Consider the following 18,552-nt stretch of genomic DNA (forward strand, 5'->3'; position numbering starts at 1 on the left):
GTGCCAGACTGAGCGGCACCGTGAAGCCGAACACCAGTGCCGACCCGTACACCCCGCACAGCGGCGACCGTCGGTGGAGCGCGCTGCACTACGAGCTCCGGCTCGGTTACCGCGTCGCGACGAACCGCCTCGACGGCACCGCGACCGTCACGGCGCGGGCGGACGAGGCCCTCGACCGGGTCGTCATCGACCTGCACGGCCTCACGGTCGAGCGCGTGGACGTCGACGGGAAGCGCGCGAAGAAGGTCAGCACCGCGACCAACAAGCTGACGGTGACGCCGCAGGATCCGATCGCGGCCGGCACGGAGTTCACCGTCCACGTCAAGTACCGCGGCACACCACGACCGATCCGGAGCCCCTGGGGACAGGTCGGCTGGGAGGAGCTCTCCGACGGCGTCATCGTCGCCGCGCAGCCGACCGGGGCGCCGTCGTGGTTCCCGTGCAACGACCGACCGGACGACAAGGCCACCTACCGGTTCGAGATCACCGCCGAGGCCGCGTACGACGTCCTCGCGAACGGCGAGCTGCTCGGCACCGACCGTGCCCGGGCCGGCACGACCTGGACGTACGCGACGACCGAGCCCATGGCGACGTACCTCGCGACCGTGCAGATCGGTCGGTACCGCACGACGAAGCTCCGGAGCCCGCACGTCCCGGTGACGCTGCACCACCCCGCGGACCTCCAGGCCGCGGCGAAGACCGACTTCGGCCGGGTGCCGGACATGCTCGCGCTCTACGCCGACCGCTTCGGCCCGTACCCGTTCCCCGCGTACGGGGTGGTCGTGACCGACGACGAGCTCGAGATCCCGCTCGAGGCCCACGGTCTCGCCGTCTTCGGCCGGAACCACGTCGACGGCGAGCACGGCACCGACCGGCTCATCGCGCACGAACTCGCGCACCAGTGGTTCGGCAACTCGGTGACCGTCGCACGCTGGCGCGACATCTGGTTGCACGAGGGCTTCGCCTGCTACGCCGAGTGGCTGTGGTCCGAGCACCGGGGCGGGGAGACCGCCGACGTGCTCGCCGAGCGGTACCGGGAGGGACTGCTCGACCAGCCGCAGGACCTCGTGGTCGGCGACCCGGGCGCTCGCGACATGTTCGACGACCGCGTCTACAAGCGCGGCGCCCTGGCCCTGCACGCGGTCCGGCGGACGTTCGGTGACGCCGCGTTCTTCGCCGGGCTCCGGACGATCACCGAGCGACACCGCCATGCCTCCGTTGCTCCGGAGGACGTCCTCGACGCGTTCGCCAGCGCGGCGGGGGTGCCCGTCGACGCTGTCCGTGCCGTCACGGCACCCTGGGTCGAGGAACCGGGCGTCCCCGAGCTGCCTGCTGCCTGACGGCCGGCATCGCCAGCCGTCCGGGCGCCGTCGTGGGCTGAGGTCGGCGGCGTCAGGCGACGCCGGCACGTTCGGCGCCGGCGCCGGCCTCGGACGGGTCGCCGGTGACGGCCTCGCCGGCGCGGCACACCTCGCGCCAGACGTCGTCGAGCGAGAGACCCACGACCGCTGCCACCGCTGCGACGGTCCCGAACGACGGCGTCGCGATGCGTCCGGTCTCGATCTTCCGCAGGGTCTCGGGCGACACCCCGGCCGCGAGTGCGACGTCGAGCATCGACCGATCGCCTCGCGCGGCGCGGAGCAGCGCCCCGAGGGCACGACCGCGGGCGAGTTCGACGGGACTGAGCGGTAGACGGACCATGCGCCGATACTAATACCGGTACGATCATCCCGTGATCGAGATCCTGACCCCGGCCGAGATCGACCGCGCCCGCCGCACCGGAGCGCTCGTCGGCACGATCCTGCAGACCCTCCGCGACCGCACGCGCGTCGGCACGAACCTGCTCGAGATCGACCGGTGGGCGAAGCAGCTCATCGACGACGCCGGCGCGGAGTCCTGCTACGTCGACTACGCCCCGTCGTTCGGCCGCGGCCCGTTCGGCCACCACGTCTGCACGGCCGTGAACGACGCCGTCCTGCACGGCCTCCCCCACGACCAGGTGCTCGCGGACGGCGACCTGCTCACCCTCGACCTCGCCGTGTCGCTCGACGGCATCGCCGCCGACGCCGCGATCAGCTTCGTCGTCGGCACCGCGGACCCCGCCGACACCGCGCTGATCGAGGCGACCGAGCGCGCCCTCGCCGCCGGCATCGCCGCCGCCCGCCCCGGTGCCAGGATCGGCGACCTGTCCCACGCCATCGGCACCGTCCTCGAGGGCGCCGGGTACCCGGTCAACGTCGAGTTCGGCGGACACGGGATCGGTTCGACCATGCACCAGGACCCGCACGTGTCGAACACCGGGCGACCCGGACGCGGCTACACCCTGCGCCCGGGGCTCCTCCTCGCGCTCGAGCCCTGGGTGATGGCCGACACCGACGTCCTCGTGACCGATCCGGACGGCTGGACGCTCCGGAGCGCCACCGGAGCCCGCACAGCGCACACCGAGCACACCATCGCGATCACCGAGGACGGCGCGGAGGTGCTCACGCTCCCCAGGTGACCGGTGCTCCCCCTGCGGCGACCGCGAGCACGAGGTCGTGCTCAGGGCGCACCAGGACGACCGCCTGTGCCGCCCCGTCGAGGACCACCAAGCCGCGCTCGACGTCGACGTCGACCGACCGAGGGTCCACTCGGAAGCCCCGGCCGTCTCGCTTGAGGACGGCCTCCTTCGCGACCCAGCAGGCCGCGAGCACCCCGGCGTCGCCCGCCGCACGGTCGATCTCCGCGCGGGTGAAGGCGTCGAGCGGCGCGCGTGCCACCCGCGACACGCGCTCGACGTCGACGCCGACGGCGTCGGGCGCGACCACGAGGGCGGTCACGCCCGCGGTGCGGGACAGGCTCACGCCGACCTCCCGGCCGCCGACGGTGGCCCACGGTCGCCCGTGGTCGGTGCTGCCGCAGTGCGGACACTCGCGCCCCACGCGCACGGCCGTCTCCTCGACGCCCGCCGCCGACGCGACGGCGGCGACCAGGGCCTCCCGGTCGGCCGTCCGGTCCGCGCCCGCTGGACGGAGCGTCACGACGACGGACTGGAGGCACGACTCACCCACGCAGGAAGCCTACGTGGGTGAGGTGGTGCGGCCCGGAACGACTCAGGCGTGCGTGAGCGCGATCAGCGCGACGTTCATCGTGCTGTAGAGCCCCTCGGAACGCGTCGCCTGGCGCACGCGTCCACGGAGGACCTCGTACCGGCCGTTGTCCTCGCGCACGAAACCGATCACGCCGCTCGCCGGCGTCGACACCCGGTGGTAGCCGTCCTCGAGCGGGACGACCTCGGTGTTCAGTGTTCGCTCCATTGCTGTCCCCTTCCGCTCGTCGTCGAACAGTGGCGCCAGCATACCCCGGTGTGGGGGACAAACCTCCCACACCTGTGCAGATGACGGATGTTCATCCACAGACCCCGGATCGCCGGACCGGCGGGCGCGTGCCCTGGATAGACTCCGGACGACGGCGCCCCGAGGTGCCGTTGGAGGGCGTCGACGACGGGGCCCCGGGGGTCGGATGGAGGACGGATGCGCACGGTCCACGGCGGACGCCCGGTCGGAGCCGGACCCGGTTCGGCGAGCGGGAGGACCGGTCCTGCGCTCCGCTGGACCACCCGCATCGTGACCGCCCTGCTCGCCGCGTTCCTGGTGCTCGCGCCGTCGACCGCGTCCCACGCCACCGCCCCCTTCCAGCTGCAGGGAGGCGCGTACGTCGTCGACCAGGCGGATGCCCTGACGTCCGCGCAGCAGTCGCAGGTGGAACGAGCCGTGCAGGACCTCTACGACAAGACGAAGACCCAGCTCTACGTCGTGTACGTCCCGACCTTCACGGACCCGTCCGACCACACCGCGTGGGGCGACGCGTTCCGGCAGCAGAACCAGATCGACTCGGACAGCATCGTGCTCGCGGTGGCGGTCGACGACCGCATCGCGGACGTCCACCAGACCAACGAAACCGTGCTGTCCTCGTCCGACGTGCAGAACGCCTACCAGGACGACGCCGTCCCCCGACTCCGCGACGGCGACTGGGCAGCCGCCGCGACCGCGTTCGCCGACGGCCTCGCCCAGACGCAGGACCCGCCGAACCTGACCGCGCTGTGGGTCGTGCTGCTCGTCGTCGTCATCGCGATCGTCGTGGTGGTGCTCGTCATCCGCGCGCGCAACAAGCGCCGCACCGCCGCGGCAGCCGAGGCACAGGAGGAGTCCCTCGCCGGCCTCGAGCGCACCGCCGGGGGCGCCCTCGTCACCATCGACGACGAACTGAAGACCGCCGAGCAAGAGGTCGGGTTCGCCACGGCCCAGTTCGGCTCCGACGCCGCGAAGCCCTTCGCCGACGCCGTCGCCACCGCGAAGCGCAACGTCCGGCAGGCGTTCACCTTGCAACAGCAACTCGACGACGAGATCCCGGACACCCCGCAGCAGCGTGCCGACTGGGCGAACCAGATCATCGCCATCTGCGAGCAGGCACACGCTGCGATCGAGGCGCAGACCGAGTCGTTCGACGAGCTCCGCGCGCTCGAGGACGGCGTCGAGGACGCGTCGACCGCCCTCGCCGCGGACGTCGCCCGGGCACCCGGGTCCGTCGCCGCCGCCTCGGCCGCACTCGATCGGGTCCGCGCGTCGTACTCCGGCCGGACCCTCGCGACCGTCGCGGACAACGTCGACCAGGCGAAGCAGGTGCTCGACTACGCCACGGAGCGGTCCGCAGCGGCCGCCGCGGCGATCGCGGCCGGCGACAAGGGCGAAGCGGTCGTCGCCGTGCGGGACGCCCAGCACGCTCTCGCGCAGGTGCAGCAGCTGACGGCCTCCGCCACCGCCGCCGAGACGACCTTCGCCGAGGCCTCGGCCCGCGCCCAGGCGATGCGCGCCGACGTCGAGGGCGACGTCGCAGCCGCACGGTCGATGCGCACGAACAGTCCCGAGCTCGCGGCGGCCGTGACCCAGGCCGAGACGGTCCTGCGGCAGGGCATCGACCCGAAGGACCCGATCTCGGCCGTCGACGCGCTGACGAAGGCGAACACCGACATCGACGCCGCCCTCGCGACCGCTCGCGGGGTCGAGGAGCAGAACCAGCGAGCAGCACGGGCGCTCGACGACGCCCTCAGCGACGCCCGCTCCCGGATCAGCCAGGCGCGCGAGTACATCGCGCTGCGTCGGGGAGCGGTCGGACCGACCGCACGGACGCGCCTGTCGGAGGCCGAGCGGGCCCTCGACGACGCGGTCGACCTCGCCACGACGAACCCGGGGCAGGCGCTCCAGGCCGCACGCGCGGCCGAGCAGTACGCCGCCGCAGCCATGGACGAAGCGGGGAACGACATGGGCGGCTGGCCCGGTGCCGGGGGCGGCGGCAACGGAGCGCAGCTCGGCGGGCTCGTCACCGGCCTGGTCCTCGGTGGCCTCCTCGGCGGACGCGGCGGCTCGTTCGGGGGCGGGTCGTTCGGCGGCGGCGGCGGCTTCGGGGGCGGAGGATTCGGCGGCGGAGGCGGAGGCGGGGGCTTCGGCGGCGGAGGTGGCGGCGGTGGCGGGGGCTTCTCCGGCGGCGGCCGCTTCTGACCGCACCCCGCCTGACCGGCACCCCGCCTGACCGGCACCCCGCCTGACCGGCATCACCCGCAGCACGACCTGACAGCACGACCTGACAGCACGGAACCGTCCTTCTCCAGAAAGGGAACAGCAATGGCCAAGCAGACGATCCTCGGGCGCATCTCCTCGCTCATCCGGGCGAACGTGAACCAGCTCATCGACAACGCCGAGGACCCGCAGCTGATGCTCGACCAGCTCGTGCGGGACTACTCGAACAACATCGCCGACGCGAAGACCGCGATCGCGCAGACCATCGGCAACCTCCGCCTGCTCGAGCAGGACCACGAGGAGGACGAGAAGGCCGCCACCGAGTGGGGCCAGAAGGCCGCCAACGCGTCGGCAGCGGCGGACAAGTACCGAGCCGAGGGCAAGACCGCCGACGCCGACAAGTTCGACAACCTCGCGAAGATCGCCATCGGCAAGCAGATCGCCGCCGAACAAGAGGTCAAGGACAACGAGGGGCCGCTCGCGACGCAGAACGAGCAGGTCGAGAAGCTCAAGGCCGGACTCGCCGGCATGGAGGAGAAGCTCGAGGAGCTCAAGTCGAAGCGCGACTCGCTCGTCGCCCGCCAGAAGACGGCGGAGGCGCAGTCGAAGGTCAACGACGCCATCGGCAACATCGACATCACCGACCCGACGAGCGACCTCAACCGCTTCGAGGAGAAGGTCCGCCGCGAAGAGGCGAAGGTCCTCGGGCAGCAGGAGCTCCAGTCGTCGAGCCTCGACGCGCAGTTCGAGAGCCTCGAGGACGTCGGCAAGGACGCCGAGGTCGAGGCCCGACTCGCCGCGCTCAAGAGCGGTGGCTCGTCGAGCATCTGACCCGTCGCTCGGCGGGCTGATCCAGCACGCACCCAGCGCGCACCCCGGACGACGCCGGACCCGGCTGCCAGACTGGCACGATGCACTTCATCGTGGTCGGTCAGTGGCAGGGTTCGGCGTCGTCCCGTGCGATGCGGCTCGGGGACGGCGCGGCGGCGATCGCGGCGGACCTCCCCCGCGCCTCGACGACGGTGGTCGAGGTGCCGCCGGGCGCCGGTGACCGCCTCGAGACCGCGATCGCCCGCTACACGTCGGTCCGCCAGGTGGCCGAGCGGGTCGCCGAGGAGTCCAGTGTGGCGCCCGAGGCCCCGTTCGTCGTCGGCGGCGACGGCTCGTCGTTCCTCGGCGCGACCGTCGGCCTCGACGAGGACACCGCGTTCGTCCGGATCGCGGGGTCGAGCGGCTACCGTCCGCTGAACCGTGCCCAGCCGGTGGCGGCCGAGGCTGCGGCGCTGCGGCTCGTCGTCGACCGGCCGGACGACCTCTTCCCCGACCTGCCCGTCCTGTCCGGGTCCAAGGTCGTCCTCGCGGGCGTCCGCGGTGCGGAGGACAGCGAGCTGACGGCGCTCGAGCGTGCCGGCATCCACACGCTCGACGTCGACGCCGCGACCGCCGAGGCCGTCGCCACCGCTGTCAGCGCGACCGGAGCCGGCTCGGTGTTCGTGCACGTCGACCTCGACGTGCTCGACCCCGCGGAGGTCGACGGGCTCCTCGAACCGGTGCCCTTCGGTCTCGACGGCGCCGGGCTGGTCGAACTCCTCCAGGCGGCGACGCGGGGTCGTCGGCTCGTGGGTGCCGCCCTCACCGGGTTCGCACCGGTCGACCCGGACCGCGCCGTGGACGACCTGGGCGTGATCCTGCGGGCCGTCGGGGCGCTCGCGAACGCGTCCAGGACGGCCTGACCGGCGCCGCGGCCCGCGTCGCGCGGACCGCCGCGCCGCGGTACACCTCACGGTCGGCGTGCCGTCACCGGGGCCGCGTAGGTTGGCCACATGACGGACTACGACCTCATCGTGATCGGCGCCGGCGCAGTCGGCGAGAACGTGGCGGACTACGCCCACAAGCGCGGGCTCTCGGTCGCGATCGTGGAGGCGGAGCTCGTCGGCGGCGAGTGCTCCTACTGGGCGTGCATGCCCTCGAAGGCGCTCCTCCGCAGCGGCCACGCCCTCGAGGCAGCCAAGCGCCTCGACGGAGCCGCGCAGGCCGTCACCGGCACCCTCGACGCCGCGCACGTGCTCGCCCGCCGCAACTCCTTCACCTCGGACTGGAAGGACGACGGGCAGGTGTCCTGGCTCGAGTCGGCCGGCATCGCCCTCCTCCGTGGGCACGCGCGCATCACCGGTGAGAAGACCATCGAGGTCGGCGGCGAGGCCCACTCCGCGCGCGCCGCCGTCGCCGTGGTCACCGGTTCGCTGCACACGCTGCCCGACGTCCCCGGTCTGGCCGAGGCGCAGCCGTGGGGCACCCGCGAGGCCACGAGCGCGCAGGAGGTCCCGGAGAGTCTCCTCGTCATCGGCGGCGGGGTGTCGGGCTCCGAACTCGCGACGGCGTGGTCGTCGCTCGGGTCGAAGGTCACCCTCGTCGCCCGGCACGGCCTGCTCGGCGGCATGGAGCCCTTCGCGGGCGAGCTCGTGGCCGACGCCCTCCGTTCCCGCGGCGTCGACGTCCGCACCGGTGTGAACCCCGTGCGGGTCGACCGCGACGAGCACGGCCTGGTCACCACGACGCTCGACGACGGCTCGACGATCGTCACGAGCGAGGTCCTCGCCGCAACCGGTCGCCGCGCGCACACCGCCGACCTCGGTCTCGAGACCGTCGGCCTCGAACCGGGCGCCTGGCTCGACGTCGACGACACGATGCTCGTGCACGGCACCGACTGGCTCTACGCGGTCGGTGACGTCAACCACCGCGTGCTGCTCACCCACCAGGGCAAGTACCAGGCACGCGCGGCCGGTGAGGCGATCGCGGCCCGCTTCCAGGGCACCCCGCTGCACACGGAACCGTGGGGCGCGCACGTCGCCACCGCCGACCACGCGGCCGCCCCGCAGGTGACGTTCACGGACCCAGAGGTCGCGAGCGTCGGGCTGACCGAGGAGAAGGCACGCCAGCAGGGCATCGACGTCCGCACCGTCGAGTACGAGCTCGGCAACGTCGCGGGAGCCGCACTGCAGGCCGACGGCTACACCGGCCGCGCGAACCTCGTGGTGGACGAGTCGCGCGGGGTCGTCGTCGGAGCGACGTTCGTCGGCCAGGACGTCGCGGAGATGCTGCACGCGGCGACGATCGCCGTCGTGGGCGAGGTGCCGATCGACCGCCTCTGGCACGCCGTCCCCGCCTACCCCACCATGAACGAGGTGTGGCTGCGGCTCCTCGAGACCTACGGCCGCCCGGAGTGAACCCGTTCGTCGACTCGGTCGTGTCCCGTGCCGGATGGCTCGTCGCGACCGCCGTCGGCCTCGCCGTCGGGCTCCCGCTGTCGACCGGGCCCGTCCGTGTGGTCGACGGGTTGGTCGTCTGCTCGGGGCTCCCCCGGTGGGCGTTCCGCCGAGGCGGCACCTGCGTCGGCTCGGTGTACCTGACGCGCGACAACGACGGCGACCGCGTGCTCCGGCACGAGCGGGTGCACGTCGCGCAGTGGAAGCGGTACGGCATGGCGATGCCCGTCCTGTACGCGATCGCGGGGCGCGATCCGCTCCGCAACCGGTTCGAGGTCGAGGCCGGTCTCGAGGACGGCGGCTACGTCCGCTGACGCGGAACAGGACGGCCCGGAGGCGCGTGGCGGCGCAGCCACGCGCCTCCAGTCCGTCCCGTGGTCACGCCACTAGCCGCGTGTCCCGAGCTGGTCGCGCAACACGCCGCGTGTGTCCCGGCCTGGTCGCAGAGTGTGTCGCACGCCACGAACGTGAGCGGCACGTCCTGCGACCAACCGCATGCCGGAGTCCCCCGAGACGCCGCGTCTCCGCGGGGGGGGCGGGCGCGTCAGGCGACGGGGCGCCTCGGGACGACGAGGGGCGTGCCGGTCTCCGGATCGGGGACGACGACGCACGGCAGGCCGAAGACGTCCTCGACGAGGGACGCCGTCAGGACCTCCGCCGGGGTGCCCGCCGCGACGATCGACCCGTCCCGCATGGCGATGAGGTGCGTCGCGTACCGGGCGGCCTGGTTGAGGTCGTGCAGCACGGCGACGACCGTCCGACCCGCACGGTGCAGCCCGGCCGCGAGTTCGAGGACGTCGTACTGGTGCGCGATGTCGAGGAACGTCGTGGGCTCGTCGAGCAGGACGATGTCGGTCTCCTGCGCGAGCACCATCGCGATCCACACGCGCTGCCGCTGCCCGCCCGAGAGTTCGTCGACGCTGCGGTCGGCGAGCGACGCCGTGTCCGTCTGCTCCAGCGCCGACTGCACGGCGGCCCGGTCAGACCCCGACGACGGGTGCAGGAGGTCCTGGTGCGGAAAGCGCCCGCGGGACACGAGGTCACGCACGGTGATGCCGTCCGGGGCGATGGGCGTCTGCGGCAGCATCGCGACCCGACGAGCGGCGGCCTTGGGGCGCAGGGTCGTGATCGGCGCGCCGTCGAGGTACACCGTGCCCGCGCTCGGCTTCAGGGTGCGCGCGAAGGACTTGAGCAGCGTCGACTTCCCGCAGGCGTTCGGACCGATGACGACCGTCAGCTCACGGTCCGGGACGTCCACGTCGAGCGAGGACACGACCACGCGGTCGTCGTACGCGAGCGTCAGCCCACGCGCGCCCAGTGCGGTCGTCGGCGGGGCGGTGGTCGGCACCGCCGTGGTCAATGCTCGGCCTTGCCGTTCCGCCAGTAGCCCATGAACGCGACCTGCTTGCGGTCGAGGCCGACCCCGCGGACGAGGTGGCGGCGGAGCTCCTTCACGCAACCCGCCTCCCCCGCGATCCAGGCGTAGACCGGACGCTCGTCGACCGGCGCCGGGACCTCCCAGAGGACCTGCTCGTCGACGTCGACCTCGGTGAAGTCGGTCGTGTCGGCGCAGACCGCGGGCCCACCGCCGGCGGTCGTCGCCGTGACGGTCGATGCCCAGGCGTGCACCTGGTCGGTCATCCGGACGCCGTGGGTCGCGCCGTTCCGGGCGATCCACCGGACCTCGACCCCGGACGGCGCGGTGACGGGCAGCCGGTCGGCGTCGGTCGGGACCTCGATGAAGACGTGACCGACGGTGGCGACGTCGAGCGCCTCGAGGATGGCGCAGATGGCGGGCGCTGCGGTCTCGTCGCCGGCGAGCAGGATGCGCGTCGCCGTGCCGGGGGCGAACTCGGCGGCACCGGTCGCCAGCTCGTCGGGCGACTCCGGCACACGGGGACCGATGATCCGCAGCTCGTCCCCGACCCGGCAGCCGGACACCCAGCGCGAGGCGGGTCCCGCGTCGCCGTGTGCGACGAAGTCGATGTCGAGCTCGTGCGCGTCGGGCCGGAACGAGCGCACGGTGTACGTGCGGAGCGGGTTGCGCACCGCGTCCGGCAGGTCGCGCCAGGCGCCGTACCAGTCGCCGTCCTCGGGCAGCTCGGTGAACCCGTGGCCCTCGATCGGCAGCATGACCTTGATCCGTTGATCGAGCCCGACGGCGGAGAACTCCGCGAGGGCGTCGCCCGTCAGCGTCACGCGCACGAAGTGCGGCGTGAGGGACGTGACGGCTGCCACGCGGACGGAGAAGATGCGGTACCGGGCTGCCACGAGACCAAGTATGGCATGCCTTACCTAACGCGGCCAGGGCCCGGCGCGGTGGCAGGATCGTCGCGTGTCCGCTGCCGCACTGCCCGACCGACCCGACGAGTTCGCCGACCTCGCCCGCCTCGCCGCCGCGAGCGGCGCGACGGAGCCGCTCCGCGCCTCCAGGCAGGTGGTCCGCACCGCGGACGGGCACGACGTGTCCGCGATCCGGTGGGGCGACCGGGAGGCCCGGATCACCTACCTGCACGGGCTCGGCATCGACGCGCACAGCTTCGACCAGACGGCGATCGCCGTCGGCGCGCCGGCGGTCGCGCTCGACCTGCCCGGTCACGGACGGTCGTCGTGGCGCGACGACGCCGACTACGGCGCGAGCGCGACCGCGCCGACCGTGCTCGCCGCGCTCGACGCGCTGGACGTGCCGCCGGGGGTCCTCGTCGGGCACTCGCTCGGCGCGATCCTCGCCGCGCGGCTCGCCGCGACCGCTCCCGAGCGCGTCACGGGCCTCGTGCTCGTCGACATGTCCCCGGACTTCGCGCAACGGGCCGTGGACCGGATCGCCCGCGCGCTCGAGGACGAGGAGCCGTTCGCCTCCCTCGACGAGGTCGTCGACCGAGCCGTCGAGGCACGGGTCGGCGACGACCGGGACGTCCTGCTGCGGGAGGCCCGGCACACCACGCGGCTCGGTGCCGACGGACGACTCGTGCGTCGGCACCACTTCCCGCACCTGCCGCCCGGACGCACCGCCTCGGTCGGGCGGTTCGCCGATGCATGGCCGGACCTCGAGGCGCTGGACGTGCCGATCCTCCTCGTGCGGGGTGACCGCGGGTACGTCTCGCCGAAGCTGCACGCCGGGTTCGCCGCACGCCTGCCGGACGCCCGCATCGTGACCGTCGAGTCGCGGCACGCGGTGCAGAACCAGGCACCGCTCGAACTCGCCCGGGCGATCCGGGCATGGACCGACGACCACGGATTGTTGCACCCGGAACAGGAACCGTCGCAGCACGGCTCCGCACGCCAGTAGTCTCGTGCGAGCGCCACGCGACGACCGTCGCCACGAGCGCCCGGAAGGAACCCACAACCCATGAGTCCGCTCCTCCCCCGCCCCGCGTCGAAGCGGGCACGCATCGCCCTCGCCGCGACCGCGGTGGCCGCCGTCTCCGCACTCGCACTCGCCGGTTGCTCCGGGTCGTCGACCGAGCAGGGCGGCGCGGACGCCACCGTGCGCGTCGGCCTGGTGCTCGAGCCCACGAGCCTCGACATCCGCACCCAGTCCGGTGCCGCACTCGACCAGGTGCTCATCGACAACGTGTACCAGGGCCTCGTCGGCCGGACCGCGGACGGCGAGGTCCGGGACGTGCTCGCGTCCTCGCACGAGGTCTCCTCCGACGGACGCACCTACACGTTCACCCTGCGGAAGGGCACGACGTTCCAGGACGGCAAGCCCGTCACGGCGGCCGACGTCGTGTGGTCGCTCGAGCAGGTCAAGGAGAACGACACCTACGTCGACTCCGCCAAGCTCGCGAACGTCGCGTCGATCACGTCGCCGTCGTCGGACACGGTCGTCCTGCAGCTCTCGAAGCCGGACTCCGACCTGCTCTGGAACCTCACCGGACGCTCGGGTCTCGTGCTCGAGAAGGCGGCGAAGAACGACCTCTCCGACTCGGCGAACGGCACCGGCCCGTACGAGGTCGCGTCCTGGAAGCAGGGCGACTCGCTGACCTTCGACCGCAACGACGACTACTGGGGCACGAAGGCGAAGGTCGCGAAGGTCGAGTTCCGCTACATCACGCAGCCGTCGACCGCCGTCAACGCGATGGCGAACGGTGACCTCGACGTGCAGACCGCGGTCGACGGCACGCTCAAGGCCCAGCTCGAGGGCAACCCCGACATCACGCTGCACACCGGGAAGACGACCGACAAGTACACGCTGGCGTTCAACGACAGGAAGGCGCCCTTCACCGACAAGCGCGTGCGCCAGGCCATCCGGCAGGCGATCGACGCGAAGGCCGTCATCAAGGCGATCGGTGGCACCGGCGTCGAGCAGGGGGGCCCGATCCCGGCGCTCGACCCCGGCTACCAGGACCTCACCTCGATCGACGCGTACGACCCCGCGAACGCGAAGAAGCTCCTCGCCGCGGCCGGCAAGCCGAAGCTCGACCTCACGCTGACGTACGCGAACATCTACCCGACGACCATCGGCGACGTGCTCAAGTCGCAGCTCGCCGACGTCGGCATCACGCTGACCGTCAAGCGCGTCGACTTCGCGACCTGGCTCTCCACGGTGTTCCAGGCGCCGAAGTCCGGGGACCGCACGTTCGACATGAGCATGGTCGACCACGTCGAGGCGCGGGACTTCGGCAACTGGGCGAACCCGGACTACTACTTCGGGTACGACGACCAGGAGGTCCAGGACCTCTACGCGCAGTCCGTCGCGGCGACGAGCGAGTCGGCCAAGGTCGAGGCGCTCCGGAAGGCCGCCCGCATCGTCTCCGAGGACGCCGCGGGCGAGTGGCTCTACACCTCGACGTCGATCACCGCGGTGCGGAAGGGCGTGACAGGGGTGCCGTTCGACGGCACGAACTCCCGGCTCGACCTGTCGAAGCTCGCCGTCCGGTGAGCCGACGGTGACGGCCGCTCCCCGTAGCATCGACGCGTGACCCGGTTCCTGATCGGGCGGCTCCTGCTGCTCGTCGTCGGCCTGCTCGTGGCGAGCATCATCGTGTTCGCCACGCTGCGGGTGCTGCCGGGCGACGTGGCGCAGATCGTCGCCGGCACCCAGGCCACCCCGGAGCAGGTCGCGCAGCTGCGGCAGGACCTCGGGCTCGACCGCCCCGTCGTCCTGCAGTACCTCGACTGGATCGGCGGGCTGTTCCGCGGTGACCTCGGCCGGTCGCTCGTCACGGAGGGCCCGGTCGCGCCCGAGCTCGTGCAGAAGCTCGGCGTCACGCTGCCGCTCGCGGGCATGTCCCTCGTCGCGGCCCTCGTCCTCGGGGTGCCGCTCGGCGTGCTCGCCGCCGTGCTCCGCAAGCGTGCCGGCGGGGCGGTCATCGGCTTCGTCGCGCAGGCCGTCGCCGCGGTGCCGATCGTCTGGGCCGGGATGCTCCTCGTGGCCCTGTTCGCGGTCACGCTGCACTGGCTCCCGACGCAGGGCTTCCCGCTCGACGGCTGGCAGGAGCCGGGTCGGGCGTTCTCCTCGCTCGTGCTGCCCGCGCTGACGATCGGCGCGGTCGAGGGCGCGGTCATCCTGCGCTTCACCCGCTCGGCGACGCTCGGCGTGCTCGACGCCGACCACGTCCGGACCGCCGCGGCGATCGGCCTCAGCCGGACGCAGGCGCTGCTCCGGCACGGTCTCCCGTCGGTCGCGCTGACCGTGCTCGCCGTGCTGGGCGTGCAGATCGCCGGTCTGCTCGTCGGGGCGGTCGTGGTCGAGCAGCTGTTCTCGCTCCCGGGTGTCGGACGGATGCTCGTCACCGACGTCGGGCGCCGGGACGTCACGAAGGTGCAGTCCGAGCTCCTCGTGCTCACCGGTCTCGTGCTGCTCGTCGGCTTCGCGGTGGACGTCGTGCACCGCGCCCTCGACCCCCGGCAGCGGGAGGCCGCGTCGTGATCCGTCGTCTCCTCGCCCGACCGACGGGCGTCTTCGCCGTGGTGGTGCTGGTGCTCCTCGTGGTCCTCGCCGCGGTGTCGCTCGTGTGGACGCCGCAGGACCCCTTCCGCGCCGACCCGTTCCACCAGTGGGAGGGCCCCAGCGCCGCGCACTGGTTCGGCACCGACGCCTCCGGCCGGGACATCGCCAGCTACCTGCTCGCCGGCACCCGGACGACGGTCCTCGTCGCCGTCGGGTCCGGCGTCATCGCGAGCGTGGTCGGCATCGTCCTCACCGCGATCGGTTCGCTGACCGCACGGTGGGTCCGGGAGGGCACGGCGGTCCTCCTCGACATCCTCGTGGCGTTCCCGACGCTCCTCACCGCGATGCTCCTCACCGCGGTGTACGGCGGCTCGCTCGGTGTCGTGATCGTCTCGGTCGGGCTGTCGTTCGGCGTCACGATCGCCCGCGTCGCCCGCGGGGAGATCCGGCGCATCGCCCGGAGCGACTACGTCACCGCGGCCCGCGCCTCCGGTGTCGGCGGCGGCGGTGTGCTGCTGCGGCACCTCGTCCCGAACGCGGCACCGCTCTTCACCGTGCAGCTCTCGCTCGCGATGGCGACCGCGGTGCTCGCCGAAGCGGGGCTGTCGTACCTCGGCTACGGCGCCGGGTCGAACACGGCGTCGTGGGGGTCGCTGCTGTCCGACCTGCAGGCGTACATCGGGGTGCACCCGTGGAGCGCGACCTGGCCGGGCGCCTCGATCGCGCTCGTGGTGGCGGCGCTGTCGCTCCTCGGGGACGCCGTCCGCGACGCCACGGATCCGCGGCTGACGACGGCCGACCGTGCGTCCGACGCCGGCGACGAGGAGCGGCCCGACGCTGGCCCGGGCACGCCCCCGGGCGTGGGCGCGGGCTCCCCCGCCGACCGCGCAGCGGGCGCCGGACCGGGGGTGACCGCGTGACCGACCACGCCGACGCGACCGACCAGACCGGCGCGACCGACCGCACCGGTGCTACCGACCACACCGACGCGACCGGCGGGCTCGAGGTGCGCGACCTCACGGTCCGCATCGCGGGGCGGACGATCCTCGACCGCGTGACGTTCACCGTGCCTCCCGGCCGACGCCTCGGCGTCATCGGCGCCTCCGGCTCCGGCAAGTCGATGACCGCGCTCGCGCTCATGGGTCTGGAGCCCGCGGGGGCGACCGTCACCGGCAGCATCCGGCTCGACGGCACCGAACTCGTCGGCATGCCGGACCGGGAGCGCGCGCGTCACCGCGGCTCGGGCATCGGGATGGTGTTCCAGGAGCCGGGCACCGCACTCGATCCGCTCCGACGAGTGGGTGCGCAGATCGCGGAGCCGCTGCGGCTGCACCACGGCCTCGACCGGCGCACCGCCGCGGCCCGAGCGGTCGCGCTCGCCACGGAGGTCGGCCTCCCCGACCCGGCGTCGCTCCTCCGGCAGTACCCGCACCAGCTCTCCGGCGGCCAGCGGCAACGCGTGTGCATCGCGATGGCCGTCGCGGGCGAGCCGGCGTACCTCGTGGCCGACGAACCGACGACCGCGCTCGACGTCACGACCGAGGCGCGCATCCTCGACCTGTTCGAACGGCAGTCGGCGGGCACGGTGTTCGTCACGCACGACCTCGCCGTCCTCGCCCGGATCACCGACACCGCGGTCGTGCTCGACGCCGGACGGGTGGTCGAGCAGGGCTCGGTGCAGCAGCTGCTCTCCGCGCCGTCGCACTCGGCGACCGCCGCCCTCGTGTCCGCCGCGCGGGCGACCGCCCGCCGCACCCCCGGAGGAGACCGGTGACCGCACTGCCCGATGGCACCGCACTGCTCGAGGGCACCGGACTGCACCGGCACTACCGACTCCCCCGCCGCGGACCGTTCGAGCCAGGCCCGGTCCGGACCGCGGTGGACGGGGTCGACCTGACGGTCGCCGCCGGCAGCCGCCTCGGCATCGTGGGCGAGTCCGGCTCCGGCAAGTCCACCCTGGTGCGGCTGCTCGCCGGCCTGGAGGCACCCACCACCGGCACCGTGTCGGCCTCAGGACGTCCCGTGGTCGCGTCGGCCTCCGCGCGTGCGCTGCGCTGGTTCCGTCGCGAGACCGGGGTGGTGTTCCAGGACCCGTACGCCTCCCTCGACCCGCGCATGCGCGTCGGCGCGATCGTCGCCGAACCGCTGCGCGCCCTGCGGGTCCCCGGCTCGCACGCCGCCCTCGTGTCCTCCGTGCTCGAGCGGGTGGACCTGCCCGCGGACGCCGTGACGCGGTACCCGCACGAGTTCTCCGGCGGGCAGCGGCAGCGGATCGCGATCGCCCGCGCCGTCGTGCACTCGCCGCGGATCCTGTTCGGGGACGAACCCATGAGCGCTCTCGACGTCGTGGTCCGCGCCCGCGTGATCGACCTCTTCCGGTCGCTCGCCGACGACCTCGGGCTGACCCTGGTGCTCGTGTCGCACGACATCGGCGTCGTGCAGCGGCTGTGCGACACGGTGGCGGTGATGTCCGCGGGGCGGATCGTCGAGCACGGGCCGGTGTCGATCCTCGACGACCCGCAGCACCCCGTGACGCAGGCGCTCGTGGCGGCGGCGCCGACGCTGCCGTAGGGGGCGGGCCCGGGGGCGCGCGGGCGGGATGACTCTGCCGCGGCGACCCACGAAACGCGCGCGTCCCGACCTCCCGCTCGTCGATCGACGCGTGCTTCGTCGAAGTGCGCGCGTTTCGTGGGCGCGGGTCGTTGCACGCGCAACGGACGACGGTGCCGCTGTCGCATGACGACGGCGCTTCCCGGCGCCCGCAACAGTTGCACGCGCAACGGACGACGGCGCCGCTGTCGCACGACGACGGCCCTGTCGTTCGACGACGGCCGGCCCGTTGCCGCGCCGCCACGCGCCTCCCGGTCGACGGTCAGGCGGTCCAGGCGGGCGGATGCCGCCGCTGCCACCGGAGCCGACGCTCGAGCTGGGCGCCGATCGCCAGCAGCACCCGCTCTCCGCCCGGTCGCCCGATCAGCTGCACCCCCATCGGGAGCCCGCCACCGTCGGGGTGGTCGTCGTCCGTCACCGCGACCGGGAGCGTGATCGCCGGCAGCCCGGACACGTTCGCCATCGAGGTCCACGGCGAGTACGCACACTGCCGCCGGAAGTCCTCCTCCGGGTCGTCGCCGTACCAGCCCAGCGGCCGTGGCGTGAGCGCGAGCGTCGGGGTGAGCACGGCGTCGAACCGGTCGAACGCGCCGATGAGCGACACCGAGAACGCGTCGAGCGCCGTCATCGCGTCGAGCACCTGCGTCCCGGTCAGGTGCCGCCCCCGCTCCACGAGCCAGCCGACGAGCGGCGTCAGCTGCGTCAGGTCGATGCCCGGGACGAGTGGCAGCCGCGCCGCGCTCGACTCCCACGCCACCCGGAACGCGTCGGCGTACGGCGTGCGCGGCATCGCGACGTCCTCGACGCCGTGACCGACCTCGCCGAGCACCCGCACGGCCGTCTCGACCGCAGTCCGCGCAGCAGGGTCCACCACGACGTCGACGGTGTCGTCCCACGGCGAGCCGTCGAGGACACCGACCACGAAGCGCCCCTCGCCACGGACGGCCGCCGCGGTGAACGGCCCCTCGCCGACGTCGGGCGTGACGAGCGCGTACGGCTCCGGTTCGTCGAGGCCCGTCGGTCGGACGAGCGCGTCCAGCAGCATGCCCGCGTCGGCGACCGAGCGGGTCAGCGGCCCGGCCGCCGAGAGCCCGCCGACCCCTGACCGGCCCGGCATGGCGGGGACGCGGCCACGGCTCGGCTTCAGTCCGACGAGGCCCGTGGCCGCGGCCGGGATGCGCACCGACCCGCCGCCGTCGGTCCCGATCGCTGCAGGGAGCAGCCC

At 73.3% G+C, this 18,552-nt stretch carries 19 protein-coding genes; 13 read left to right on the forward strand and 6 right to left on the reverse strand.

Annotation, left to right across the window (positions count from 1 at the left end):
- The first annotated feature begins 8 nt into the window (after positions 1-8).
- Positions 9-1,340, forward strand: coding sequence for a M1 family metallopeptidase (locus ACSW7Y_RS08900; RefSeq protein WP_438125958.1), 1,332 nt, complete (start codon positions 9-11; stop codon positions 1,338-1,340).
- A 52-nt stretch (positions 1,341-1,392) separates the two neighbouring features.
- Here ACSW7Y_RS08900 and ACSW7Y_RS08905 read toward each other — a convergent pair whose 3' ends face one another.
- A complete protein-coding gene (locus tag ACSW7Y_RS08905) occupies positions 1,393-1,701 on the reverse strand; it encodes a helix-turn-helix domain-containing protein (protein WP_438125943.1) in 309 nt (102 codons plus the stop codon).
- Between the two features lie 31 nt (positions 1,702-1,732).
- On the opposite strand from ACSW7Y_RS08905, the gene map reads away from it, so the two are divergent.
- Positions 1,733-2,500: a type I methionyl aminopeptidase gene (map, locus tag ACSW7Y_RS08910; protein ID WP_438125944.1), complete on the forward strand. Its 768-nt coding sequence runs from the start codon at positions 1,733-1,735 to the stop codon at positions 2,498-2,500.
- On the opposite strand, the gene ACSW7Y_RS08915 is transcribed toward map, so the two are convergent.
- Both ACSW7Y_RS08915 and ACSW7Y_RS08920 read right to left on the reverse strand, forming a co-directional pair.
- Positions 2,484-3,050, reverse strand: a complete 567-nt coding sequence (locus ACSW7Y_RS08915; RefSeq protein WP_438125945.1) for a 4'-phosphopantetheinyl transferase family protein — start codon at positions 3,048-3,050, stop codon at positions 2,484-2,486. The two genes, map and ACSW7Y_RS08915, sit on opposite strands and share 17 nt — an antisense overlap.
- A gap of 42 nt (positions 3,051-3,092) precedes the next feature.
- Positions 3,093-3,296 (reverse strand): hypothetical protein, encoded by a 204-nt coding sequence (locus tag ACSW7Y_RS08920; RefSeq protein WP_152998211.1) that lies wholly within the window; start codon positions 3,294-3,296, stop codon positions 3,093-3,095.
- Positions 3,297-3,605: 309 nt separating this feature from the next.
- Between ACSW7Y_RS08920 and ACSW7Y_RS08925 the strand changes: the two genes are divergently transcribed.
- The 5 genes from ACSW7Y_RS08925 to ACSW7Y_RS08945 all read left to right on the forward strand — a co-directional run bounded on the left by ACSW7Y_RS08925 (position 3,606) and on the right by ACSW7Y_RS08945 (position 9,135).
- The gene (locus ACSW7Y_RS08925) at positions 3,606-5,537 is read left to right on the forward strand and encodes a TPM domain-containing protein (protein ID WP_438125946.1); all 1,932 of its coding nucleotides are present in this window, start codon (positions 3,606-3,608) and stop codon (positions 5,535-5,537) included.
- A gap of 123 nt (positions 5,538-5,660) precedes the next feature.
- Positions 5,661-6,386 (forward strand): PspA/IM30 family protein, encoded by a 726-nt coding sequence (locus ACSW7Y_RS08930; protein WP_438125947.1) that lies wholly within the window; start codon positions 5,661-5,663, stop codon positions 6,384-6,386.
- Between the two features lie 80 nt (positions 6,387-6,466).
- Positions 6,467-7,288 (forward strand): arginase family protein, encoded by an 822-nt coding sequence (locus ACSW7Y_RS08935; protein ID WP_438125948.1) that lies wholly within the window; start codon positions 6,467-6,469, stop codon positions 7,286-7,288.
- Between the two features lie 90 nt (positions 7,289-7,378).
- The gene (locus ACSW7Y_RS08940) at positions 7,379-8,782 is read left to right on the forward strand and encodes a dihydrolipoyl dehydrogenase family protein (protein WP_438125949.1); all 1,404 of its coding nucleotides are present in this window, start codon (positions 7,379-7,381) and stop codon (positions 8,780-8,782) included.
- The gene (locus tag ACSW7Y_RS08945; RefSeq protein WP_438125950.1) at positions 8,779-9,135 is read left to right on the forward strand and encodes a Fe-S oxidoreductase; all 357 of its coding nucleotides are present in this window, start codon (positions 8,779-8,781) and stop codon (positions 9,133-9,135) included. The genes ACSW7Y_RS08940 and ACSW7Y_RS08945 overlap by 4 nt, the downstream gene beginning before the upstream one ends.
- 230 nt (positions 9,136-9,365) lie before the next feature.
- Here ACSW7Y_RS08945 and ACSW7Y_RS08950 read toward each other — a convergent pair whose 3' ends face one another.
- On the reverse strand, positions 9,366-10,169 hold the full coding sequence (locus tag ACSW7Y_RS08950) for an ABC transporter ATP-binding protein (protein WP_438125951.1): 804 nt from the start codon (positions 10,167-10,169) through the stop codon (positions 9,366-9,368).
- An 8-nt stretch (positions 10,170-10,177) separates the two neighbouring features.
- The gene (locus ACSW7Y_RS08955) at positions 10,178-11,092 is read right to left on the reverse strand and encodes a siderophore-interacting protein (protein ID WP_438125952.1); all 915 of its coding nucleotides are present in this window, start codon (positions 11,090-11,092) and stop codon (positions 10,178-10,180) included.
- Positions 11,093-11,156: 64 nt separating this feature from the next.
- Between ACSW7Y_RS08955 and ACSW7Y_RS08960 the strand changes: the two genes are divergently transcribed.
- The 6 genes from ACSW7Y_RS08960 to ACSW7Y_RS08985 all read left to right on the forward strand — a co-directional run bounded on the left by ACSW7Y_RS08960 (position 11,157) and on the right by ACSW7Y_RS08985 (position 17,288).
- Positions 11,157-12,110, forward strand: coding sequence for an alpha/beta fold hydrolase (locus tag ACSW7Y_RS08960; RefSeq protein WP_438125953.1), 954 nt, complete (start codon positions 11,157-11,159; stop codon positions 12,108-12,110).
- Positions 12,111-12,170: 60 nt separating this feature from the next.
- On the forward strand, positions 12,171-13,706 hold the full coding sequence (locus tag ACSW7Y_RS08965) for an ABC transporter substrate-binding protein (RefSeq protein WP_438125954.1): 1,536 nt from the start codon (positions 12,171-12,173) through the stop codon (positions 13,704-13,706).
- A 36-nt stretch (positions 13,707-13,742) separates the two neighbouring features.
- On the forward strand, positions 13,743-14,696 hold the full coding sequence (locus ACSW7Y_RS08970) for an ABC transporter permease (RefSeq protein WP_438125955.1): 954 nt from the start codon (positions 13,743-13,745) through the stop codon (positions 14,694-14,696).
- Positions 14,693-15,637 carry an ABC transporter permease gene (locus ACSW7Y_RS08975; protein WP_438125956.1) on the forward strand — a complete coding sequence of 315 codons (945 nt, stop codon included), beginning with the start codon at positions 14,693-14,695 and terminating at the stop codon, positions 15,635-15,637. The genes ACSW7Y_RS08970 and ACSW7Y_RS08975 overlap by 4 nt, the downstream gene beginning before the upstream one ends.
- 86 nt (positions 15,638-15,723) lie before the next feature.
- A complete protein-coding gene (locus tag ACSW7Y_RS08980) occupies positions 15,724-16,491 on the forward strand; it encodes an ABC transporter ATP-binding protein (RefSeq protein WP_438125959.1) in 768 nt (255 codons plus the stop codon).
- Between the two features lie 5 nt (positions 16,492-16,496).
- The gene (locus tag ACSW7Y_RS08985; RefSeq protein ID WP_438125960.1) at positions 16,497-17,288 is read left to right on the forward strand and encodes an ABC transporter ATP-binding protein; all 792 of its coding nucleotides are present in this window, start codon (positions 16,497-16,499) and stop codon (positions 17,286-17,288) included.
- 301 nt (positions 17,289-17,589) lie between these two features.
- Here the strand turns inward: ACSW7Y_RS08985 and ACSW7Y_RS08990 are convergent.
- On the reverse strand, positions 17,590-18,552 hold a 963-nt coding region (locus ACSW7Y_RS08990), incomplete at its 5' end, for an amidase (RefSeq protein WP_438125957.1).

Origin of the sequence: Curtobacterium flaccumfaciens (genome assembly GCF_051548005.1) — a bacterium.
In the GTDB taxonomy this organism is placed as follows: Bacteria; Actinomycetota; Actinomycetes; order Actinomycetales; family Microbacteriaceae; genus Curtobacterium.

Excerpts from the sequence above, each read along its gene's own strand:
- ACSW7Y_RS08905 (WP_438125943.1), bottom strand. The coding sequence starts at position 1,701 with ATGGTCCGTCTACCGCTCAGTCCCGTCGAACTCGCCCGCGGTCGTGCC.
- ACSW7Y_RS08920 (WP_152998211.1), bottom strand. The coding sequence starts at position 3,296 with ATGGAGCGAACACTGAACACCGAGGTCGTCCCGCTCGAGGACGGCTAC.
- ACSW7Y_RS08930 (WP_438125947.1), top strand. The coding sequence starts at position 5,661 with ATGGCCAAGCAGACGATCCTCGGGCGCATCTCCTCGCTCATCCGGGCG.
- ACSW7Y_RS08935 (WP_438125948.1), top strand. The coding sequence starts at position 6,467 with ATGCACTTCATCGTGGTCGGTCAGTGGCAGGGTTCGGCGTCGTCCCGT.
- ACSW7Y_RS08940 (WP_438125949.1), top strand. The coding sequence starts at position 7,379 with ATGACGGACTACGACCTCATCGTGATCGGCGCCGGCGCAGTCGGCGAG.
- ACSW7Y_RS08965 (WP_438125954.1), top strand. The coding sequence starts at position 12,171 with ATGAGTCCGCTCCTCCCCCGCCCCGCGTCGAAGCGGGCACGCATCGCC.